Genomic DNA, 20,072 nt, shown 5'->3' with positions numbered 1-20,072 from the left:
CCCAACGTGAGTAGTTCTACGCCCACCGCCCAGCAAAACGCCGACGACGCCTCTCGCCTGAAGTCTCTGACCGAAGGACTGGAACAGGTGATGCTTCGCGATCGCCCGACGCTGGCCAAGCGTCTGGCCGGTCTCGAGCGTCGTCGACGCGACGGCAAGCCCATCGACCGGGGACTCAAAGAGGTCGAGCACCACTGGCAGCGCTCCCGTCAGACCCTGGCCTCGCGCCAGGCGCGCCCGGTCACGCTCGACTATCCCGAGCAGCTCCCGGTGGCGGCGCGGCGTGCCGATATCCTCAAGGCACTGGAGTCCCATCAGGTGGTGGTGGTGGCCGGCGAAACCGGCTCCGGCAAGACCACCCAGCTGCCCAAGCTTTGTCTGGAGCTGGGGCTTGGCCGTCGCGGGCTGATCGGCCACACCCAGCCGCGGCGCCTGGCGGCGCGCTCGGTGGCGACCCGCCTGGCAGAAGAACTGCAGGTGCCGCTGGGCGAGCAGGTGGGTTATCAGGTCCGCTTCACCGACCAGACCAACGACGACACCCTGGTCAAGCTGATGACCGACGGCATCCTGCTGGCGGAGACCCGCCAGGATCCGGACCTGCGCCGCTATGACACCCTGATCATCGACGAGGCCCACGAACGCAGCCTCAATATCGATTTCCTGCTCGGTTACCTCAAGCGCCTGCTCGATCGCCGCCCCGACCTCAAGGTCATCATCACCTCCGCCACCATCGATGTGGAACGCTTCAGTCAGCACTTTGCCAGCCGAGACCAGGACGGTGTCGTGCGCCCTGCTCCGGTGGTGGAGGTCTCGGGTCGTACCTACCCGGTGGAGGTGCGTTATCGTCCGCTGATCCGCGACGAAGATGACGAGGAAGACCGCACCCTCAGCGAGGGTATCCTTCACGCGGTGGAGGAAATCGAGACCATCGAGCGCGAAAAGCGCTGGTTCCATGGTCCCCGCGATATTCTGGTGTTTTTGCCCGGTGAGCGTGAGATCCGCGAGACCGCCGACGTGCTCCGGCGTGCCGATCTCAAGAGCACAGAGATACTGCCGCTTTACGCCAGGCTGTCGAACGCCGAGCAGAACCGCGTGTTTGCTCCCCACAGTGGGCGGCGCATCGTGCTCGCCACCAACGTGGCCGAGACCTCGCTGACGGTGCCGGGTATCCGCTACGTGATCGACCCGGGGCTGGTGCGCATCAGTCGCTACAGCTATCGCGCCAAGATTCAGCGCCTGCCGGTGGAGGCGGTGAGCCAGGCCAGCGCCAATCAGCGCAAGGGCCGCTGCGGCCGGGTGGCGGAAGGCGTGTGCATCCGTCTGTATGACGAAGACGACTTCCTGGCGCGCCCTGAGTTTACCGATCCGGAGATCCGGCGCACCAACCTGGCCTCGGTGATCCTGTCGATGCTGTCGCTGAAACTGGGCGACATCCAGGACTTTCCCTTCGTCGATCCACCTGACTCGCGCTTCGTCACCGATGGCTTCAAGTTGCTCTATGAGCTGGGTGCGGTCGACGACAACAGCCGCCTGACGACATTGGGGCGACGGCTGGCGCGACTACCCATCGATCCGCGCCTGGCCCGCATGGTGCTGGCCGGGGTCGAGCAGCAGAGCCTGCGCGAGGTGCTGATCGTGGTCTCGGCGCTGGCGGTGCAGGACCCGCGTGATCGACCCTCCGACAAGCGCGAAGCCGCCGATCAGGCCCACCGCCGCTGGCAGGATCCGGATTCCGACTTCGTGGCCCTGCTCAATCTGTGGCACGGCTTCGAAGCCGCCCGAGAGGAACTCTCGGGCAACCGGCTGCGTCGCTGGTGCCGCGATAATTTCCTGAATTACCTGCGCCTGCGCGAGTGGCACGATACCTTCCGCCAGTTGCGTCAGCTGCTCAAGGACATGGATATCCAGGTGCCGTCGGCCAGGCCCGCCATCGCCGCCGAGGGTGAAGATGACGACGGTCAGGCCAAGGAGCGAAAGCGTCAGCAGACGGTGGCCATGCACAAGGCGCTGTTGACCGGCCTGCTTAGCCACCTGGGCACCCTGACCGAGAACCGCGAGTACCTGGGGGCGCGCAATCGCAAGTTCATGATTCATCCGGCATCGGGGCTTTCGAAGAAGTCTCCGAAGTGGGTGATGGCGATGGAGCTGGTCGAGACCTCGAAGCTGTTCGCGCGCAGCGTGGCCAAGGTCGAGCCTCAGTGGATCGAGCCTCTGGCGGGCCATCTGGTCAAGCGCAGCTACAGTGAGCCCCATTGGGAGATGAAGCGGGCCCAGGTGGTGGCCTTCGAACAGGTCACCCTGTTCGGGCTGCCGATCGTGGCCCGGCGCAAGGTCCACTATGGCCCCATCGCCCCGGTCGAAAGCCGTGAGCTGTTTATCCGCCGGGCGCTGGTGGAAGGCGAGTTTCGCACCAAGGGCGAGTTCTTCGCCCACAACCGGGCGCTGATCGACGAGGTCGAGGACCTCGAGGATCGCGCACGGCGGCGCGACATTCTGGTGGACGAGGAGCAGCTGTTCGACTTCTACGACGCTCGCCTGCCTGAGGATATCGTCAACGGCAAGGGCTTCGAGGCCTGGCGCCGCAAAGCCGAGCGCAGTGACCCTGAGCTGCTCAAGTTCGACCGTCAGGCGCTGCTGGCACGGGAGGCGGATGACGTCACCGGTGACGCCTATCCTGACGAGCTGTCGATCGACGGTGTGCGCTATCCGCTGGCCTATCACTTCGCGCCGGGGGCCGAGGATGACGGTGTGACCATGACGGTGCCGGCGGCGATGCTGTCTCAGCTGTCGTCGTCTCGCCTCGAGTGGCTGGTACCGGGATTGCTCAGGGACAAGTGCATCGCCCTGTTGAAGTCGCTGCCCAAGTCGATACGCCGACAGGTGGTGCCGATACCCGACTGGGTCGACGCAGCGCTGGAGGCACTGGTGCCCGGGGACGGCAGCCTGACCGAGGCGCTCGGTGAATTTCTGCGGGTCAAGACCGGGTTGCGCCTTTCGCCGGACGACTGGCGCCTCGATCAGCTCGAGCCCCATCTGGTGATGAACCTCAAGGTGGTCGACCACAGTGGCAAGGTGCTGGGCCAGGGCCGCGACCTGAGGGCGCTGGAGCGGCGCTTCGAGGCTGCCGCCAGTCAGGGTGCCCGGGCGCTGGCCAAGAGCGTGGAGAGCCAGTCCGAGCTGTCGGGCTTCCCCGAGCAGGCATTGCCGGAGTCGCGGGTGACCTCCCAGGCCGGGATTCGTGTCGAGGCATTCCCGGCGCTGGTGCCTTCGTCGAGCGGGCTCAGCCTCGAGCTGTTCGATCATCCGGCCAAGGCCCATGAAGCGCATCGCCGCGGGGTGGTCAAGGCGGCGATGGAACGGCTGCCAGATCAAGTGAAGGCCATCGAGCGTACCCAGGGACTGTCGACCTGTGCTCTATTGTTCGCCAAGGTAGGCAGCAAGCGTGCACTGACCGAAGATGTGGTGACAGCCGTCTTCCGGCAGGTCGTGGCGGTGGACCCGCTGCCGCGCAGTGCCGAGGCCCTGGAACAACGCATTCAGGCGGTTCGCCAGGATATCGTTCCCCATGCCGACAAGCTGGTGGCGGTGCTCAAGCCGGCACTGGAGGGCCACCTGGCGGTGACAAAGGCGTTGAAGGGTAACCTGAGCCTGTCGCTGGCGCTGGTATACAGTGACCTCAAGGCACAGATGCAGCGGCTGGTGTACCCGGGGTTCGTGACCGACGCCGGTGCCTGGCTCGAGGCTTATCCGCGCTACATGGAGGCCGCCCAGGTGCGCCTGGAGAAGGCCCCGCGCGAGCGCATGCGCGACCAGATGCTGATGCAGACGGTGCAGGACTTCGAGACGCGCCTCGAGACGCGTCGACAGGCCGAGCACCGAGGAGGCGTCGAAGATCCATCGCTGGTGGAGTTTCGCTGGTGGATCGAGGAGTTGCGGGTATCGCTGTTTGCGCAGCAGCTGGGTACCGCCATGCCGGTATCGGAGAAGCGCCTGGAGAAACGCTGGGCGGAATTGACTGGGCGGGGGTAAGGCCCCCGCGCCAAAGATGACGAAAGTGAGTGGCCGCCCCGGGCGGTCGCGATCGACCGGCGGCACCGAGGTGCCGCATGAAGGAGAAGGGCATGACCCCAGCGAAGGTGCTTATTACCGGCAGCGGCCTGTATACCCCGGCCAACGCCATCGACAACGACGCCCTGGTGGCGTCGTACAACGCCTGGGTGGATGCCGAGAATGCCCGCCACCGCGAGGCGATCGAGACCGGGGAACGTGACGCCCTGGCGCATTCCAGCAGTGAATTCATCGTCAAGGCCTCGGGTATCCACAGCCGCTACGTGCTGGACGCCGAGGGTATCCTTGATCCTGAGCGCATGCGCCCGAAGCTCGACGAGCGCGACAACGACAGCCCCGGCATCCAGTGTGAGATGGCGCTGGCCGCCTCGCACGAGGCGCTGGCCGCAGCGGGGGTCGAGGCCGCCGACATCGACCTGGTGATCGTGGCCTGCTCGAATCTGGAGCGCCCCTATCCGGCGGTGGCGGTGGAGTTGCAGCGTGCGCTGGGCACCGGGGGCTACGCCTTCGACATGAACGTGGCCTGTTCCTCGGCCACCTTCGCCATCGACAACGCCGCCAATGCCATCCGCTCCGGCGGCGTGCGCCGCGCCCTGTTGGTCAACCCCGAGGTGTGTTCGGCACACCTGAACTTCCGCGACCGCGACAGCCACTTCATCTTTGGCGACGCCTGTACCGCCCTGGTGCTGGAAAGCGGCCAGGTGGCGAAAGCCGAGACACGGTTCGAGGTGCTCGGGACCCGACTGGTGACGCAGTTTTCCAACGCCATTCGCAACAATGCGGGCTTTCTCAACCGCGTCACCGACGCCGACCCCCAGGCAGCCGACAAGCTGTTCGTGCAGGAAGGCCGCAGGGTCTTCAAGGAAGTCTGCCCGATGGTGGCACAGTTGATCCGTGACCACCTGGAGAGCCTGGATATCGCGCCTGGTACGCTGTCGCGGCTATGGCTGCATCAGGCCAATCGACACATGAACGATCTTATCGCACGACGGGTGCTGGGCCAGGAGCCTGCTCCGGATCAAGCGCCGATTATTCTTGACCGTTACGCTAATACAAGTTCTGCCGGTTCGATCATCGCGTTCCATCTGCATCATCAAGACCTGGAACCGGGCGCTACCGGGGTGGTGTGTTCCTTCGGCGCGGGCTACAGTGCGGGCTGCGTGGTGATTCGCAGGGACTGAGGCCGACCCTCCGGGGAACCGACAGCTGACTCGTCGGCGGAACCAGACGACTGCCGTACGCAGAGGCGTCGTCGCTGACGCTACCCGGAGTCCAACCCCGGACAACAGCGCCGATAGATTGACGATCGTGACAAGGACAGGCAAGGGAGGCAGTCGAACGATGAACGCGAACTACAGCGGTGCCCTGGGCAAGGGCATGCAGAGGGGTGTCCTGGTCATGGCCGTCGCCCTGGCGGCAAGTGGCTGCGCCAGCAGCGGCGTATCCAGCGAGCCCAATCCAGCGGACCCCTGGGAGGGCTTCAATCGCAGGGTCTTCGCCTTCAACGATGTGCTGGATCGCTATGCACTCAAGCCTGCCGCCCAGGGTTATCGCTACGTGACCCCGGACCCGCTCGAGCGCGGTGTCAGCAACTTCTTCGACAACCTCGGCGAAGTGCGCACGGTGTTCAACAGCCTGTTGCAGGGCAAGGGTGCCAATGCGGGCAACTCGAGCATGCGCTTTTTGATGAACACCACCTTCGGTCTGGGTGGTCTTCTGGATCCGGCGACCCATGCCGGCTTTATCGCCGACGAGGAAGACTTTGGCCAGACCCTGGCTGCCTGGGGCGTGGGCGAGGGGCCCTTCGTGGTGCTGCCGTTCCTCGGCCCCAGCACGGTGCGTGACACCAGCGCCTTGCCGGTCGACTGGTACACCTACCCGCTGACCTACGTCGAGGACGACACCGTGCGCTACTCGCTGCGTGGTCTCGAGCTGCTCGACGCGCGTGCCAGCCTTCTCGATCAGGAGGATCTGATTCGCGGTGATCGCTACAGCTTCATTCGTGACGCCTGGCTACAGCGTCGTCGTTTCGAGGTCACCGATGGTGAGCTTGGTGACGACAGCTTTATCGACGATGGCTTTGACTACGACGAAGATGCCTTCGCCGAGTAAGGTGGCATCTGCATGCAAGCAGCCAAACCTCTGATCGGGGTAATCGACCACCCGGGCGAGCATCGCGACGCCCTGGTGGACGCGATTGCTCGCGACGGACTTGCGGTCTTTGCCGCCGCCAGCGCCGATGAGCTTCCCGGCTCCACGGCGCTTGTGGTGGCACATTCGCTGGCGGTACCGAGTCGCGAGTGGATGGTGCTGGCCGAGCGCTGGCCCACTCTGGTGGTCAGCGAGGACCGGCGAGACGACGATCTGCTCAAGGCCGTTGACGCGGGCCTTGTCGACTACGTGATCGACCCCTTGCGCCATGCCCATCTGCTCAGGCGGATGATCCGGCGTGTGGTGGACGTCAATCGTCTGGCCCGGGAGCGCGAAGAGGATCGAGCGCGACTGGAAGAGCTCAACGAGAGCCTGGAGACCCACCTGGCGATGCTCCGGCTCGACCAGCAGGCCGGCGGTCAGATCCAGCGTCGCATGCTGCCGCCGAGGCCGCAGCAGCTGGGGGCAATCGGCTGTGACTACTGGCTTGCGCCCTCGTTGTATCTGTCAGGCGACTTTCTCGATATCCAGGCGTACAATGAGCGCTATACATTATTCTATTTCGCTGATGTGTCGGGCCACGGAGCCTCGTCCGCCTTCGTGACGGTGCTGCTCAAGTATCTGTTCAATCGCTGGCAAGGCGAGTGGGACGGTGAGGCACCCGAGGCATTGCCGCCGCGCTGGCTGTCCCAGTTGAACCGGGAGCTGCTAGACACGGGGATCGGCAAGCACGCCACCCTGTTCGTCGGCGTGATCGACCAGCAGAAGCGCTATCTGCACTATTCTCTCGGCGCGCAGCTGCCGATGCCGCTATTGAAGTCCGACGAGGGCGTCACCACGCTGGCGGGAGAGGGCATGCCGGTAGGCTTGTTTCCGGAGGTCAGTTATCCGGCACTGGGATGTGACTTGCCCGATGACTTTTCGCTCTGGCTCTGCTCCGATGGGGTGCTGGAGTGCTTGCCGGGGGACAGTCTCGAGGCGCGCCTTGACGATCTCAGGCAGCGGGTCGAAGACAGCGATTCCCTGGATACGATGCGTCGGGGGCTGGCCCTGGGGGCGCTCTCCAGCGATGAAGAAGCGCTGGAGGATCCCACCTCGGGGCGCGAAGAGCTGCCCGACGACTTGACGATCATGTTGGTGAGCGGGTTTGGCGATGAAAGTGCATGAAGGTCGACTGAAGGCGGCATTCGAGGCCGGTGTGTTCGTCCTGAAGCTATGTGGCGACGTGCGCCTGACCCTGTGTGCCACCCTGGATCTCCAGGCCCAGCAACTGGCCGACACGCCGGGACTCAAGGCGGTGATGATCGACCTGCGCGAGGCCAGCAACGTCGATTCCACGGCGCTTGGCTTCCTGGCCAAGGTGGCCATGGCGCTGCGCGGCAAGCTCGAGCAGGCGCCGACCATCGTGGCCGACAATCCCGACGTCAAGCGGATGCTCGAGGTGATGGGCTTTGGCGCTTTCTTTACCTTGCTGGAGCGTCCCATCGCCGAGGTCGACGACTTCGAGGAGCTCCCCGAAGTGCCCGCCGATGAAGAGGGGCTGCGGGAGCGCATCCTCGAAGCGCATCGTATCCTGATGCGCATGAACGAGCATAACCACGAACAGTTCCAGCCGCTGGTCGAGATGCTCGAGGCCCAGAACGACGCTTCGCACAAGGCCTGATCCTGCCCTTGCCGGGCCTGACGTCGACGCGCCGAAGGCGTGTTCAGCAGAAGGCGCCGAAGGCGTAGAAAATGGCGAACTCCGAAAGCGGAAAGCGGTGTCAGATCGCCGCAAGCTGGCAACCGCATAATGCAAGAGGGCGATCCATGGATCGCCCTCTTGATCATCTGCAGCCAGGCCCAGCAAGGCTTGCCGGTGGTGCGCTCGTTATCATCCCTGGCGCAGTTCGGTCAGCAGGGTTTCCAGCTTGCGCTGATCGGCCATGAACTTGCGGATGCCTTCGGCCAGTTTTTCGGTGGCCATGGCGTCTTCGTTCATGGCCCAGCGGAAGTCGTCTTCGGTCTGGGGCTCCGGTGCGCTGGTCTCGGCGTCGCTGCGCACGAGGCGGCGTTCGAGAGCGCCTTGCTGACCGTGCAATTCCTCGAGCAGTGCCGGCGAGATGGTCAGACGGTCGCAGCCGGCCAGCGCCTTGACCTCGTCGGTGTTGCGGAAGCTCGCGCCCATCACGATGGTCGAGTAGCCGTGGCCCTTGTAGTGGTCGTAGATGCGCTTGACCGATTGCACGCCGGGATCGTTGTCGCCGCTGAAGTCGGCCTCCGGCTGCTGGGCCTTGTGCCAGTCGAGGATGCGGCCGACGAAGGGCGAGATCAGCGTGACCCCGGCATCGGCGCAGGCCTGGGCCTGGGCGAAGCTGAACAGCAGCGTCAGATTGGTGCGGATGCCTTCTCGCTCCAGCGTCTTGGCGGCACGAATGCCTTCCCAGGTGGACGCCACCTTGATCAGGATGCGCTCGGCGCCGACGCCTTTGCGGGCATAGCGCTCGATCAGTGAATGGGCGCGGGCCAGGGTACCTTCGGTATCGAACGATAGCCGTGCGCTGACCTCGGTCGACACATAGCCAGGCACCAGCTCGCTGATCTCGCTGCCGATGTCCACCGCCACGGCATCGAGGGCGTCATCGATGTCGTTGGCCTCCTTGGCAATGGCGGCCAGGCGGGCGCGACGATCGGCGTGGCTGGCGGCCTGCAGGATCAGCGACGGGTTGGTGGTGGCGTCGGTGGGCTGGAAGCGACGAATGGCGTCCAGGTCGCCGGTGTCGGCGACCACCGTGGTCATCGCCTTCAGTTGGGTCAGCAGATCGTCTGCCATGTGGCAATCTCCGTAGTTGGGCGGTGGTGAGCTGGACCTACTGTACCAAGGCGTCGATGTGGACAACAGCCGCAGCGGCGTCACGATCAACCCGATGACAATTTTTCAAACCTTGTTCTTCATGGAGCGCCTGTGTCCCTGAATGCCCGGCGTGTCGCCCTGCTGGTGGCCGCCAATACCGCCCTTGCCCCCTTCGCCATCGACGCCTATCTGCCGGCCATGCCGGCGCTGGCCGAGTCGGTGGGGGCCAGTGTTCATCACACCGAGCTTTCACTCAGCGTGTTCATGGTCGGCTTTGCCGTGGGCCAGCTCACTTGCGGGCCGCTTTCCGACCGCATCGGACGCAAGCCGGTGCTGCTGGCCGGGCAGATCCTGTTCTTGATCGCCAGCCTGGTGATCGTCAGCGTCGATTCGTTGACGGAGCTTCTGGTCTGGCGCTTTGTCCAGGCGCTGGGCGGCGGCGCCTGCGTGGTCAATTCCGCAGCCATCGTGCGCGACTGTTTCAGTGGTCGCGAGGCGGCCAAGGTCATGTCGACCATGGCGATGATCCTGATGCTGGCGCCGCTGGTGGCGCCGATGGTCGGCAGCCTGCTGCTGTACCTGGCCGACTGGTGGCTGATCTTCGTCTTCCTGGCGGTCTATGCCGCCTTCCTGATGTGGCTGCTCGGGGCCTTTCTGCCGGAGACCCGGCCTGCAGGGGCACCGGTGGCCTCGCCCCGTCAGGTGCTGCGCAACTACGCAAGTGTGCTGACCGACCGTCAGGCCATGGGCTACATCCTGGCGGTGGCGGCTTCCTTCGCCGGCATCTTTGCCTTCGTCACCTCGTCGCCGTTTCTCTACATGCAGCACTACGGGCTGTCGCCGGCAGCCTATCCCTTCGTCTTTGGTGCCAATGTGGTGGTGATGGCGCTGTCCAACCGGGTCAATATTCGCCTGCTGCGTCGGCGTACACCCCAGCAGAACCTGCGCCTTGGTCTCGCCATTCAGCTGGTCGCCGCCGGCGGCCTGCTGGTGGTAGTGGCCACGGGGACGGACTCGCTGTTCACGGTGGTGCCTCTGGTGATGGCGTTTCTGGGCGTGGTGGGTCTGATCTCGCCCAACGCCATTTCATCGCTGCTGGAGCGGTTTAGTCATATGAGCGCTACCGCCACGGCGCTGCTCGGCAGTATCCAGTTCAGCAGTGCAGCACTGTCCGGTGCCCTGGTCACCGCCTTTGAAATCGACTCTGCCTGGCCCATGGTGATCGCCATGGTCACGGTGGCGTTGATCGGCAACGTCGGCCTGCGCGTGCTCGCCGGACGTCCGCCTCGGGTCGAGGAGGCAGCGTCATGATGGCGTCGTTGCTGGCCGCAGTGCAGGACTGCGCAAGGGAGTGGTGGGTGCTCAGCGAGCTGACCCTCGGCTCGTGGCTGTGGGTGGGGGCAGTACTGGCGTTGGGGACCTTCGTCCAGCGTACCACCGGCTTCGGCATGGCGGTGGTGGGGGCGCCACTGATCCTGTTGAAGGCGCCGTCCCTGGTGCCGGTGGTGCTGGTGGTCTACGGCTTTCTGGTGTCCTGTCTGGTGGTACGCCGCTATCGCCGGGAAGTCGCCATGACCGATATCTCCATGGCGTTGGTGGGCAAGGTGCCGGGAACCCTGCTCGGGGTCTGGCTGTTGCTGGTGGCACCCATGGCGACGCTGGAGGTGATGATCGCCAGCATCGTGCTGTTCGCGGTGGTGGTGACGCTGTTCAAGCTGCGCCTGCCGGTCAATCGCTCGTCACTGTTCGGTGCTGGTTTCCTGTCGGGAGTGTTCGGTGCCGTGGCAGCGATCGGCGGACCACCCATCGTGCTGCTGATGCACGGCATGCCGATGGACCGCCTGCGGGGCAATCTGGCGGCGTTCTTTCTTATCTCGTCGTTGATGACCCTGGCGAGCCTGGCCGCCGTGGGCAGGGTGCCGCTGTGGCTGTTGGGCGTGAGCCTCAGCTTCATGCCCATGGTGGTGGCGGGCCACGCCCTGGGGGCGGTGCTGGCGCCGAAGTTGCCTCGGCGACTGTTGCAGGCGGCGTCCTTGACCCTGTGCGCCGCGGCGGCGTTGGGGCTATTGATCAGCTGACCCGGTTGTTTCATGTCGTCGCTATCGAAGCGATACTAGATTGGCCGTCCGGCACAAAGCCGGGCGGCTTTAATGAGATGGTCAGCCTGACCTCGAAGCCCAGCAGGCTATGCTTGCTGGGCTTCTTCTTTTCAGAGGACCACGCTCATGACCGCTCCCGCCATCATCGGTATCGACCTGGGCAAACGCAGCTTCCATCTGCATGCTCAAACTCGCCACGGCAAACCCTTGTTCCGCAAGGCGCTGTCACGCCAGAAACTGCTGTCGCAATTGGCCCAGCAGCCTGCCTGTCGGGTGGTCATGGAATCCTGTGCCGGAAGCCATTACTGGGCCCGCCAGATCCAGGCGTTAGGGCACGACGTACGGCTGATTCCGCCCCAGTACGTCAAGCCCTTCGTCAAGACCAACAAGAACGATTTCGTGGATGCCGAGGCGATCTGCGAAGCGGCCTCACGTCCGGCCATGCGCTTCGCAGCGATCAAGAGCGAAGACCAGCAGATCCTCTGTGCGCTACACCGTACTCGCCAAGGGCTGGTCGCCGAACGCACCGCGATCATGAATCGCCTGCACGGCTTCCTGCTCGAATTCGGGGTGGCCTTGCCGGTCGGGCATGCGGCGATCCGTCGTCTCACGAGCTATCTGGAAGGCTTGCCACCCGCTTTCGTGGCGTTGGCTCAACGCCTCCAAGGGCACTATACCTGGCTAAGTGACGAGATCGCGGTTCTCGAGAAAACGCTCGAGCAGCATACCCGCTGTAACGATGGTGCCCGCCGCTTGATGACGGTGCCAGGAATCGGACCCATCACGGCCAGCGCCATCGTCGGCGCGGTAGGTGATGCCTCGCACTACCGTTCGGGGCGTGAGTTCGCCGCCGCCCTGGGGCTAGTGCCTCGCCAGTACGCAACCGGCGGAAAGCCGCGACTCCTGGGTATCAGCAAACGCGGCGATGGCCATCTACGACGCTTGCTGGTGCAGGGTGCCCGCGCGGTGATGCAGCGCCAGGATCAGCGTAACGATCAATTAGGTGACTGGCTGAGAGCACTGGGTTGCCGACGGCATTCGAATGTTGTGGCCTGTGCCTTGGCTAACAAGATGGCCAGAATCGCCTGGGCGATCCTGGCCAAAGGGGGTGAGTTCCGTCCATCGCCGGGGGCGACACTCGCCTGAGAGGAGATACCCTGTCACGGGTTTTGCGGCGTAGGATCACGATGACGACAAACGGCTCACTGCCTGTCCGAGAACCTGACAACAAAAACAGCACATTGATGCTGAGGCTTTTTTGAGGTCGGACAGGCGCGGCTTCTCATCGAGGGCCGGGCGCCAGTGATGCGTGCCCATCGAGAGCCCGAATACATTGGCGCAAGCCCACTTTGTCAATGTCGTAGATCCACGTTGCAAAAGCCAGGCTGACCATACATTTTTGCGGCAGTTTCTTTTGTGTCCGCTCAGGTTGCCGTCGGCTGTAAAAGCGTGGCAATGACCGGGGTCGCGGTGACAGGGCCGTGACGCCGTCATGACATGGCCGGGCAGGAGGAGGGGAAGGGGGGAAGCGTAAGAGGTATCGGGAAGGCGTCAACCGGAGTGTGCTGTCATGAAGCTGTCATTTTTCTGCGGCATTGTGTGTTTCGCGAAGGTTGACCATCTCATCATCAGGAGCTTTCTCCATGAACCGCATCCTCAAGACCACCGCTATCGCCGCCGCCGTCATGGGCGTGGTGGGTGTCGCTCAAGCCCGCGATCAAGTCCGTATCGTTGGTTCCAGCACCGTCTACCCGTTCTCGAGCTACGTGGCCGAAGAGTTCGGTGCCACCACCGACTTCCCGACGCCGGTCATCGAGTCCACCGGTTCCGGTGGCGGCATGAAGCTGTTCTGCTCCGGTCTGGGTGACGATACCCCGGACATCACCAACGCCTCGCGTCGCATGAAGACTTCCGAGTTCGAGACCTGTGAAGCCAACGGCGTGACCGACATCACCGAAGCCTTCATCGGCTATGACGGCATCGCCTTCGCCCAGTCCGGCGACAACGAGGCGATGGACGTCACCCGCGAGCAGATCTTCCTGGCGCTGGCCGCCAAGGTGCCGGTCGATGGTGAGCTGGTCGACAACCCCTACACCAAGTGGAGCGACATCGATTCCTCGCTGCCGGATCGCGAGATCGCCGTCTATGGACCGCCCACCACCTCCGGTACCCGTGATGCCTTCGCTGAGCTCGTGATGGAAGCCGTTTCCGAGGACATGGAGGCCTACGGCGGTGAAGGTTACACCGACGTGCGCGCCGACGGTGCCTTCATCGACGCCGGCGAGAACGACAACCTGATCGTTCAGCGCCTGGCCGAGAACACCGATGCCTTCGGCATCTTCGGCTACTCCTTCCTGGAAGAGAACTCCGACACCCTGATCGGCTCCAGCATCGACGGCGTCGAGCCGACTCCGGACGCCATCGGCAGCGGTGAGTACCCGGTGTCTCGCTCCATGTTCTTCTACGTGAAGAACCAGCACGCCGAAGACGTGCCGGCCATGTACGAGTACGCCAACATGTTTATGAGCGAGCAGATGGTCGGTGACCTCGGCTACCTCAAGGGCATCGGCCTGATCCCGGCGCCGGAAGACGAGCGCGCCGAGGCTCGTAGTGCCGTCGAGAACCACGAGACCCTCGAGCTGGCCGACCTGAAGTAAGGGACACGGTCCTGATCACGCCGGCCGGCATCCTGCAACGGGTGTCGGCCGGTACACGTTCCGGCAAGCCCATGCTTGCTTGAGCACAGAACCCCGAGAGACACCCATGCAGACCAATCAACTCCTGGCGATGTTCAGCGGCTCGCTGCTTCTGCTCGGTCTGATCGCCTTCTTCCTGGCCCGCGGCAAGGCCGCCAGAGTCCGAGCCTCCGGCACCTCCATGTACGCTCAGCCTGATCAGTACGGCTGGTTCACCGTCATGTCCACGGCGGGTCCGGCACTGGTGGTCGGTGCCGTGGGTAGCTTCATCATGCTGCTCGTGGGTGCCGAGATTCCGCCGCTGCTGCTGCTGGCCAGTTGCCTGGTCATCGCCTGCATCGGCCTGGTGCTGGGCGTGGCGATGGTGCGTCCCGACTTCCACGCGCGTCAGGCGATCGAGCGGGTCATCCGCTTCTTTCTCGCCGGCGCGGCCCTGATCTCCATCTTCACCACCCTGGGGATCCTGCTGTCCATCGTCTTCGAGGCGATCCGTTTCTTCCAGATGCAGAGCTTCTGGGACTTTATCACCGGCACCACCTGGAACCCGGGTGCCAGCTTCCTCGAGGCCGCCGGTCGCGCCGAGGAAGGGGCCAGTGCCGCCAAGTTCGGTTCGGTGCCGCTGTTCGCCGGTACCTTCATGATCACCTTCATCGCCATGCTGGTGGCGATTCCGATCGGTCTGCTGGCGGCCATCTACATGGCCGAGTTCGCGCCGCCCAAGGTGCGCACCATCGCCAAGCCGGTACTCGAGGTGCTGGCCGGCATTCCGACCGTGGTCTACGGCTTCTTCGCCGCCATCACGGTGGCGCCGATCATCGTTGCCGTGGCCGGGTTCTTCGGTCTCGAGGCCTCGTTCAACAACGCCCTGGCCCCGGGCATCGTCATGGGCATCATGATCATTCCGTTCATCTCCTCGCTGTCCGATGACGTCATCAACTCGGTGCCCAACAGCATGCGCGAAGGCTCGCTGGCGCTGGGCCTGACCAAGGGCGAGATGATTCGCGACATCGTGGTGCCGGCAGCCCTGCCGGGCATCATCTCGGCCTCGCTGCTGGCGGTATCCCGGGCGCTGGGCGAGACCATGATCGTTGTGATGGCGGCAGGCATGCGCCCCAACCTGACCTTCAATCCGCTGGAAGACATGACCACCGTGACCGTGCGCATCGTCGCCGCGCTGACCGGTGACCAGGAATTCGCCAGTGCCGAGACGCTGTCGGCGTTCGCACTTGGACTGATGCTGTTCGTGGTAACCCTGAGCCTGAATCTGGTGTCGGTGATCATGATCCGTCGCTTCCGCGAAAAGTATCGCGTCAACAACCTGTAAGCCGTGGAGCCAAAGCCAATGAGACAATCCTTCGATGACATCAGCGCCCAGCTCCGCGCTCGCCACCGCAGGTCGGCCCGACTGAAGTGGGCGTCCATGGGAGCGCTCGGTCTTGCCGGCCTGTTCCTGGTGCTGTTCTTTGCCGACATGCTGGTCAAGGGGCTGCCGGCCTTCCAGCAGGCCCAGATCCAGGTCGAGGTGGACTACTCCGAGCAGGCCAGCCAGATTCCCCTGGCGGCGGTTCAGGAGGACGTCCGCCCGCTGGTCAGTCGCGGCTATCTGCGCCTGATTCCGGGTCGCATGGAAGACAACCCGGACCTGCTCGGTACCTCCCGCATGGAGTGGGTGCTGGCCGACGGCCAGGTGGACCAGTACCTCAAGGGCCACCACGCCAAGCTCAGCAACAAGGAAATGGCGGTGGTCGATCGGCTGAAAGAGGATGGGCGGGCCGAGCTGCGTTTCAACTCGACCTTCTTCTCCAGCGGTGACTCCAAGATGCCCGAGCTCGCCGGTATCGCTTCGGCGGCCATGGGCACCGTGCTGACCCTGCTGGTGACCCTGGCGGTAGCCTTTCCCATCGGCGTGATGACGGCGGTCTACCTGGAGGAGTTCGCGCCGGACAACCGCTTTACCCAGTTGATCGAGATCAACATCAACAACCTGGCGGCGATTCCCTCGATCCTGTTCGGTCTGCTGGGCCTGGCGATCTTCATCAACTTCTTCGGCGTGCCGCGCTCTTCCCCGGTGGTCGGTGGCCTGACCCTGGCGCTGATGACCCTGCCGGTGATCATCATCGCCACCCGGACCGCGCTTCGCAGCGTGCCGGACTCCATCCGTCATGCCGCCTTCGGCGTCGGCTGCTCACGCTGGCAGATGGTGCGCGATCACGTCCTGCCGGTGGCGCTGCCGGGTATCATGACCGGTTCGATCATCGGCCTGGCTCAGGCCATGGGCGAGACCGCTCCGTTGATCATCGTCGGCATGGTGGCCTTCATCCCCGATGTGACCAACTCCTTTACCGAGGCGGCCACCGTGCTGCCGGCACAGATATTCACCTGGGCGGGCGAGCCTGACCGGGCCTTCATCGAGAAGACGTCGGGCGGCATTCTGGTGCTGCTGTCGATCCTTATCACGCTCAACGCCACCGCGGTGGTGCTGCGCAAGAAATTCGAGCGGCGCTGGTAAACCGGCCCCCAAACAGGATACGTTGCCATGAACATGAAAGTTGCCCAGCGCGGAGATAGCGTGATGAAGCAGGACCAGCCCGGCCAGCCGGTCACTCGCAACGAGGATGCCAACCACGAGTTGAGCATTCGAGTGAACGACCTGAATCTGTGGTACGGAGACTTCCACGCGCTGAAGTCGATCGACATGGATCTGTACCAGAAGAACGTGACCGCCCTGATCGGCCCGTCCGGTTGCGGCAAGTCGACCTTCCTGCGTTGCCTGAATCGCATGAACGATCTGATCCCGAGCGTACGCGTCAAGGGCCTGATCGAGATGGACGGCCGCGACGTCTACGAGCCCAAGATGGACGAGGTCGCGCTGCGGCGTCGGGTCGGCATGGTGTTCCAGAAGCCGAACCCCTTCCCCAAGTCGATCTACGACAACATCGTCTATGCCCCGAAGATGCATGACCTGGTCAGCCGCAAGGCCGACCAGGACGAGCTGGTCGAGCGCGCCCTGCGTGACGCCGGCCTGTGGGAAGAGGTCAAGGACAAGCTGCACCAGCCCGGCACCTCGCTGTCCGGTGGCCAGCAGCAGCGTCTATGCATCGCCCGTGCCATCGCGGTCCAGCCGGACGTGATCCTGATGGATGAGCCGACCTCGGCGCTGGACCCGATCTCCACCGCCACCATCGAAGACCTGATGGACAAGCTCAAGCAGCAGTACACCATCATCACGGTGACGCACAATATGCAGCAGGCGGCTCGTGTCGCCGACTACACGGCGTTCTTCCACCTGGGAGAGGTCATCGAGTACAACGACACCAAGACCATGTTCTCGACCCCGCATACCAAGAAGGCCGAGGACTACATCACCGGTCGTTACGGCTAGGCCGAAAAGCGTCGGTCAGCGTGGTAGCGTTCACCGCGGTAGCAAAGGGAGGCCTTCGGGCCTCCCTTTTTACTACCTGTGAACCGGGGCCAGTAGCCGTGGTGGCCCGCTCTGGTGGCAGGATTGGTGTCTGCATCTGATGTCAGGGTCTGGTGCAGGGGTCTGGTGTCAGGGGGCTGGCATCAGGAACTGGCGGGCTGGCGGCGGACGTAGGCGGCGACACCACGCATCGACCACAGTCCCAGCACCGGTCCGGGCAACAGTAGCCACAGCACGCTCAGTTCGTGCTCCTGCCACAGGCTGGCACCGAGCCAGATACCGGGCAGGGTAAGGGTGAAGCCGATGGCGTTCATCACTGCCAGGGTCGCGCCGATGTGTGCCCTGGGGGCGGTGGCCGAGGCCAGTGACGAGAACTGGGCCGAGTCGGCGATGACGCTGAAGCCCCAGAGGTACAGCAGGCCCAGCAGCAGCAGGGGGCTGGCCTGACCAAGCCAGGGGTAGATCAGGCACAGGGCGCCGGAGGTGGCGAGCGCCAGGTTGGCGGCGCTGGCGCTGCCGTGGCGTCGACTGAGGGCGCCGGCCAGGATGCAGCCCAGCGCCCCCACGGCGATGACCGAAAAGCTTAGCCAGGGCGCCCAGTCGGCTGGCGCCTGAAGGCGCGTGACCTCACGGCCGACCAGGAAGGGCACCAGCAGCCAGAAGGCGTAGAGTTCCCAGCAGTGGCCGAAGTAGCCGCCGGCGACGCTGAGAAAGTGGCGATCACGAAAGGCGGCAAGGCCATCCTTCAGCCTGGCGCGAGACGCGTTTGCTGGTAGGTGCGGGCCGTCGCCCAATATCGCCACGGCGATACCGCCGGCCACCGCCAGGGCCGAGGACAGGATCAGGGTCCAGGCCCAGGGGAGGTCCAGGGTGGCGCCGCGCAGCAGATGGGGCATGGCCGTGCCGAGTGTCAGCATGCCCACCAGCCAGGCCAGGGCGGCCCCGGTGTGACGCGGGGTCCAGCCGATCACCAGCTTCATGCCCAACGGGTAAATGCCGGCCAGGCAGAGCCCGGTGGCGAAGCGCAGCAGCAGGGCGAGGGCGTGGTGCTCGGCAACCGTGATAAAGGCGAGATTGACCAGAGCGCCTGCCAGGCTTGCGCTTAGAAAGATGCGACTGGCACGGTAGCGATCGGCGAGTCCGCTGGCGGCGATCGTCAGGGTGCCGACGATAAAGCCGAGTTGCACTGCCAGCGTCAGGTGACCGATTTCGGCCTCGCGAATGCCGAGGTCGCTTCCCAGCGAGGCGGCAACGCCGTTGATGCTGAACCACAGCGATGTACCGCACCACTGAGCCAGCACGATCAGCGGCAGGGCCAGACGAGAGCGCTCCATGCGTGAGTCCTGTTGTGGATCCAGACCTGAGGTCAAAAAAATGGCCGGGAGCGCCTGTGAGCGCCCCCGGCCATGCTGACCGCTTATCGGCGTGGAAGGCAAGCATCGCGCCTGCCTTTCAGACTACGACGTTGGCTAACCAGGTCTCGACGTCAGTCGATCAGCTCTCGGCCTCAGTCGATCAGTTCCACCGCCACGGCGGTGGCTTCACCGCCGCCGATGCACAAACTGGCGATCCCTCGTTTTCCGCCCTTGGTGCGCAGGGCGTGGATCAGGGTGGCGATGATCCGCGAGCCAGTGGAGCCGACCGGGTGACCCTGGGCGCAGGCGCCGCCGAAGACGTTGACCTTGTCGTGGGGCAGTCCCAGATCGTCCATGGCCATCAGGGTGACCACGGCGAAGGCCTCGTTGATCTCGAACAGATCCACATCGTCCACCGACCAGTCGAGTTTCTTCATCAGTGACTCGATGGCGCCCACCGGGGCAATGGTGAACTCGCTGGGATGACGCGAGTGGGTGCTGTGGCCAAGCATGCGGGCCAGCGGGGTGGCGCCGAGGCGATCCGCCGCTGCCTGGGTGGACAGGATCAGGGCAGAGGCGCCATCGGAGATGGAGCTGGCGTTGGCCGCCGTGATGGTACCGTCCTTGGCAAAGGCCGGCCTCAGGGTGCGAATCTTGTCCAGGCGAGCCTGGAAGGGTTGCTCGTCATGCTCGACCAGGGTGTCGCCCTGACGGCTGGAGACCGTGACGGGGGCCATCTCGGCGGCCAGGTGGCCGGCCTCGGTGGCCTGCATCGCCCGCTCCAGTGAAGCGATGGCGAAGTCGTCCATGCGCTCGCGTTCGTAGCCGCGCTCACTGGCGACCTCCTGGGCGAAGCCACCCATCAGCTTGCCGGTCTCGGCGTCCTCCAGGCCATCGAGGAACATATGGTCCTTGAGCTCGCCATGGCCCAGGCGGTAGCCGCCACGGGCCTTGGTCAACACATGGGGGGCGTTGGACATGGACTCCATGCCGCCGGCCAGCATGACCTCGGCGGTGCCGGCCTTGATCAGGTCGTGGGCCAGCATGGTGGCCTTCATGCCCGAACCACAGAGCTTGTTGATGGTGGTGGCGCCGCGGTGGTCGGGAATGCCGGCCTGGCGCATGGCCTGACGGGCCGGCCCCTGCTTGACCCCGGCCGGCAGCACGCAGCCGAAGATCCCTTCTTCGATGGCGTCTGCCGGAATCCTGGCGCGCTCGATGGCGGCACGAATGGCGCAGGCGGCCAGTTCGGGGGCGGTCTGACTGGACAGGGAGCCCAGCATGCCGCCCATGGGGGTGCGGGCAGCGGCAAGAAAGACGATATCGGACTGACTCATGGCGTGACTCCTGAAACTCTTGCATGTCGATTCTGCGATCGAGCGGCAAGGTGTTGTGTTTGTGTGGGCCGTGGACACGGCGCTGTGATGTCAGTGTGGTTCAGTCCCCGGG

15 protein-coding genes are annotated in these 20,072 nt (G+C 64.4%); 12 read left to right on the top strand and 3 right to left on the bottom strand.

Features of this window, described 5'->3' with window-relative positions; genetic code table 11:
* The first annotated feature begins 90 nt into the window (after nucleotides 1-90).
* The 5 genes from hrpA to NFI08_RS09930 all read left to right on the top strand — a co-directional run bounded on the left by hrpA (nucleotide 91) and on the right by NFI08_RS09930 (nucleotide 7,882).
* Nucleotides 91-4,029, top strand: a complete 3,939-nt coding sequence (gene hrpA, locus NFI08_RS09950) for an ATP-dependent RNA helicase HrpA (RefSeq protein WP_483234153.1) — start codon at nucleotides 91-93, stop codon at nucleotides 4,027-4,029.
* Between the two features lie 92 nt (nucleotides 4,030-4,121).
* Nucleotides 4,122-5,249, top strand: a complete 1,128-nt coding sequence (locus tag NFI08_RS09945) for a beta-ketoacyl-ACP synthase III (protein ID WP_349589024.1) — start codon at nucleotides 4,122-4,124, stop codon at nucleotides 5,247-5,249.
* 160 nt (nucleotides 5,250-5,409) lie between these two features.
* Complete coding sequence (locus tag NFI08_RS09940; protein ID WP_045993225.1) at nucleotides 5,410-6,180, top strand: MlaA family lipoprotein; 771 nt, start codon at nucleotides 5,410-5,412, stop codon at nucleotides 6,178-6,180.
* Between the two features lie 12 nt (nucleotides 6,181-6,192).
* A complete protein-coding gene (locus tag NFI08_RS09935; protein WP_045993226.1) occupies nucleotides 6,193-7,386 on the top strand; it encodes a PP2C family protein-serine/threonine phosphatase in 1,194 nt (397 codons plus the stop codon).
* The gene (locus NFI08_RS09930) at nucleotides 7,373-7,882 is read left to right on the top strand and encodes an STAS domain-containing protein (protein ID WP_045993227.1); all 510 of its coding nucleotides are present in this window, start codon (nucleotides 7,373-7,375) and stop codon (nucleotides 7,880-7,882) included. Before NFI08_RS09935 ends, NFI08_RS09930 begins: the two co-directional genes overlap by 14 nt.
* A 210-nt stretch (nucleotides 7,883-8,092) precedes the next feature.
* Here the strand turns inward: NFI08_RS09930 and tal are convergent, their stop codons facing one another.
* Nucleotides 8,093-9,031, bottom strand: a complete 939-nt coding sequence (gene tal, locus NFI08_RS09925) for a transaldolase (RefSeq protein WP_045993228.1) — start codon at nucleotides 9,029-9,031, stop codon at nucleotides 8,093-8,095.
* A 132-nt stretch (nucleotides 9,032-9,163) separates the two neighbouring features.
* Here tal and NFI08_RS09920 point away from each other — a divergent pair, with 132 nt between their 5' ends.
* From NFI08_RS09920 to pstB, 7 genes are all read left to right on the top strand, one after another.
* Complete coding sequence (locus NFI08_RS09920) at nucleotides 9,164-10,363, top strand: Bcr/CflA family multidrug efflux MFS transporter (protein ID WP_045993229.1); 1,200 nt, start codon at nucleotides 9,164-9,166, stop codon at nucleotides 10,361-10,363.
* Nucleotides 10,360-11,130, top strand: coding sequence for a TSUP family transporter (locus NFI08_RS09915; RefSeq protein ID WP_308812435.1), 771 nt, complete (start codon nucleotides 10,360-10,362; stop codon nucleotides 11,128-11,130). Before NFI08_RS09920 ends, NFI08_RS09915 begins: the two co-directional genes overlap by 4 nt.
* Before the next feature lie 147 nt (nucleotides 11,131-11,277).
* On the top strand, nucleotides 11,278-12,297 hold the full coding sequence (locus NFI08_RS09910; protein ID WP_108450237.1) for an IS110 family RNA-guided transposase: 1,020 nt from the start codon (nucleotides 11,278-11,280) through the stop codon (nucleotides 12,295-12,297).
* 497 nt (nucleotides 12,298-12,794) lie between these two features.
* Complete coding sequence (locus NFI08_RS09905) at nucleotides 12,795-13,808, top strand: substrate-binding domain-containing protein (protein ID WP_108132630.1); 1,014 nt, start codon at nucleotides 12,795-12,797, stop codon at nucleotides 13,806-13,808.
* Between the two features lie 106 nt (nucleotides 13,809-13,914).
* Nucleotides 13,915-15,171 (top strand): phosphate ABC transporter permease subunit PstC, encoded by a 1,257-nt coding sequence (gene pstC / locus NFI08_RS09900; RefSeq protein ID WP_108132631.1) that lies wholly within the window; start codon nucleotides 13,915-13,917, stop codon nucleotides 15,169-15,171.
* An 18-nt stretch (nucleotides 15,172-15,189) separates the two neighbouring features.
* Nucleotides 15,190-16,356 (top strand): phosphate ABC transporter permease PstA, encoded by a 1,167-nt coding sequence (gene pstA, locus NFI08_RS09895; protein WP_108132632.1) that lies wholly within the window; start codon nucleotides 15,190-15,192, stop codon nucleotides 16,354-16,356.
* A gap of 63 nt (nucleotides 16,357-16,419) precedes the next feature.
* Nucleotides 16,420-17,229, top strand: coding sequence for a phosphate ABC transporter ATP-binding protein PstB (gene pstB / locus NFI08_RS09890; protein ID WP_045993272.1), 810 nt, complete (start codon nucleotides 16,420-16,422; stop codon nucleotides 17,227-17,229).
* 182 nt (nucleotides 17,230-17,411) lie between these two features.
* Here pstB and NFI08_RS09885 read toward each other — a convergent pair whose 3' ends face one another.
* Together NFI08_RS09885 and NFI08_RS09880 are read right to left on the bottom strand one after the other, a co-directional pair.
* Nucleotides 17,412-18,602 carry an MFS transporter gene (locus tag NFI08_RS09885; RefSeq protein WP_349589015.1) on the bottom strand — a complete coding sequence of 397 codons (1,191 nt, stop codon included), beginning with the start codon at nucleotides 18,600-18,602 and terminating at the stop codon, nucleotides 17,412-17,414.
* 173 nt (nucleotides 18,603-18,775) lie between these two features.
* Nucleotides 18,776-19,960 carry an acetyl-CoA C-acyltransferase gene (locus NFI08_RS09880; protein WP_286985212.1) on the bottom strand — a complete coding sequence of 395 codons (1,185 nt, stop codon included), beginning with the start codon at nucleotides 19,958-19,960 and terminating at the stop codon, nucleotides 18,776-18,778.
* Nucleotides 19,961-20,072 lie beyond the last annotated feature (112 nt).

Origin of the sequence: Halomonas sp. EF61 (genome assembly GCF_040147045.1) — a bacterium.
Taxonomy (GTDB): domain Bacteria; phylum Pseudomonadota; class Gammaproteobacteria; order Pseudomonadales; family Halomonadaceae; genus Halomonas; species Halomonas litopenaei.
This window is presented reverse-complemented; position numbering and strand designations above follow the sequence as displayed.

Bases quoted from the DNA above. Each gene is read 5' to 3' on its own strand.
- NFI08_RS09940 (WP_045993225.1), top strand. From the start codon at position 5,410: ATGAACGCGAACTACAGCGGTGCCCTGGGCAAGGGCATGCAGAGGGGT.
- tal (WP_045993228.1), bottom strand. From the start codon at position 9,031: ATGGCAGACGATCTGCTGACCCAACTGAAGGCGATGACCACGGTGGTC.
- pstC (WP_108132631.1), top strand. From the start codon at position 13,915: ATGCAGACCAATCAACTCCTGGCGATGTTCAGCGGCTCGCTGCTTCTG.
- NFI08_RS09930 (WP_045993227.1), top strand. From the start codon at position 7,373: ATGAAAGTGCATGAAGGTCGACTGAAGGCGGCATTCGAGGCCGGTGTG.
- NFI08_RS09915 (WP_308812435.1), top strand. From the start codon at position 10,360: ATGATGGCGTCGTTGCTGGCCGCAGTGCAGGACTGCGCAAGGGAGTGG.
- NFI08_RS09935 (WP_045993226.1), top strand. From the start codon at position 6,193: ATGCAAGCAGCCAAACCTCTGATCGGGGTAATCGACCACCCGGGCGAG.
- NFI08_RS09905 (WP_108132630.1), top strand. From the start codon at position 12,795: ATGAACCGCATCCTCAAGACCACCGCTATCGCCGCCGCCGTCATGGGC.
- NFI08_RS09885 (WP_349589015.1), bottom strand. From the start codon at position 18,602: ATGGAGCGCTCTCGTCTGGCCCTGCCGCTGATCGTGCTGGCTCAGTGG.
- pstA (WP_108132632.1), top strand. From the start codon at position 15,190: ATGAGACAATCCTTCGATGACATCAGCGCCCAGCTCCGCGCTCGCCAC.
- NFI08_RS09945 (WP_349589024.1), top strand. From the start codon at position 4,122: ATGACCCCAGCGAAGGTGCTTATTACCGGCAGCGGCCTGTATACCCCG.
- NFI08_RS09910 (WP_108450237.1), top strand. From the start codon at position 11,278: ATGACCGCTCCCGCCATCATCGGTATCGACCTGGGCAAACGCAGCTTC.
- hrpA (WP_483234153.1), top strand. From the start codon at position 91: ATGCTTCGCGATCGCCCGACGCTGGCCAAGCGTCTGGCCGGTCTCGAG.
- pstB (WP_045993272.1), top strand. From the start codon at position 16,420: ATGAAGCAGGACCAGCCCGGCCAGCCGGTCACTCGCAACGAGGATGCC.
- NFI08_RS09880 (WP_286985212.1), bottom strand. From the start codon at position 19,960: ATGAGTCAGTCCGATATCGTCTTTCTTGCCGCTGCCCGCACCCCCATG.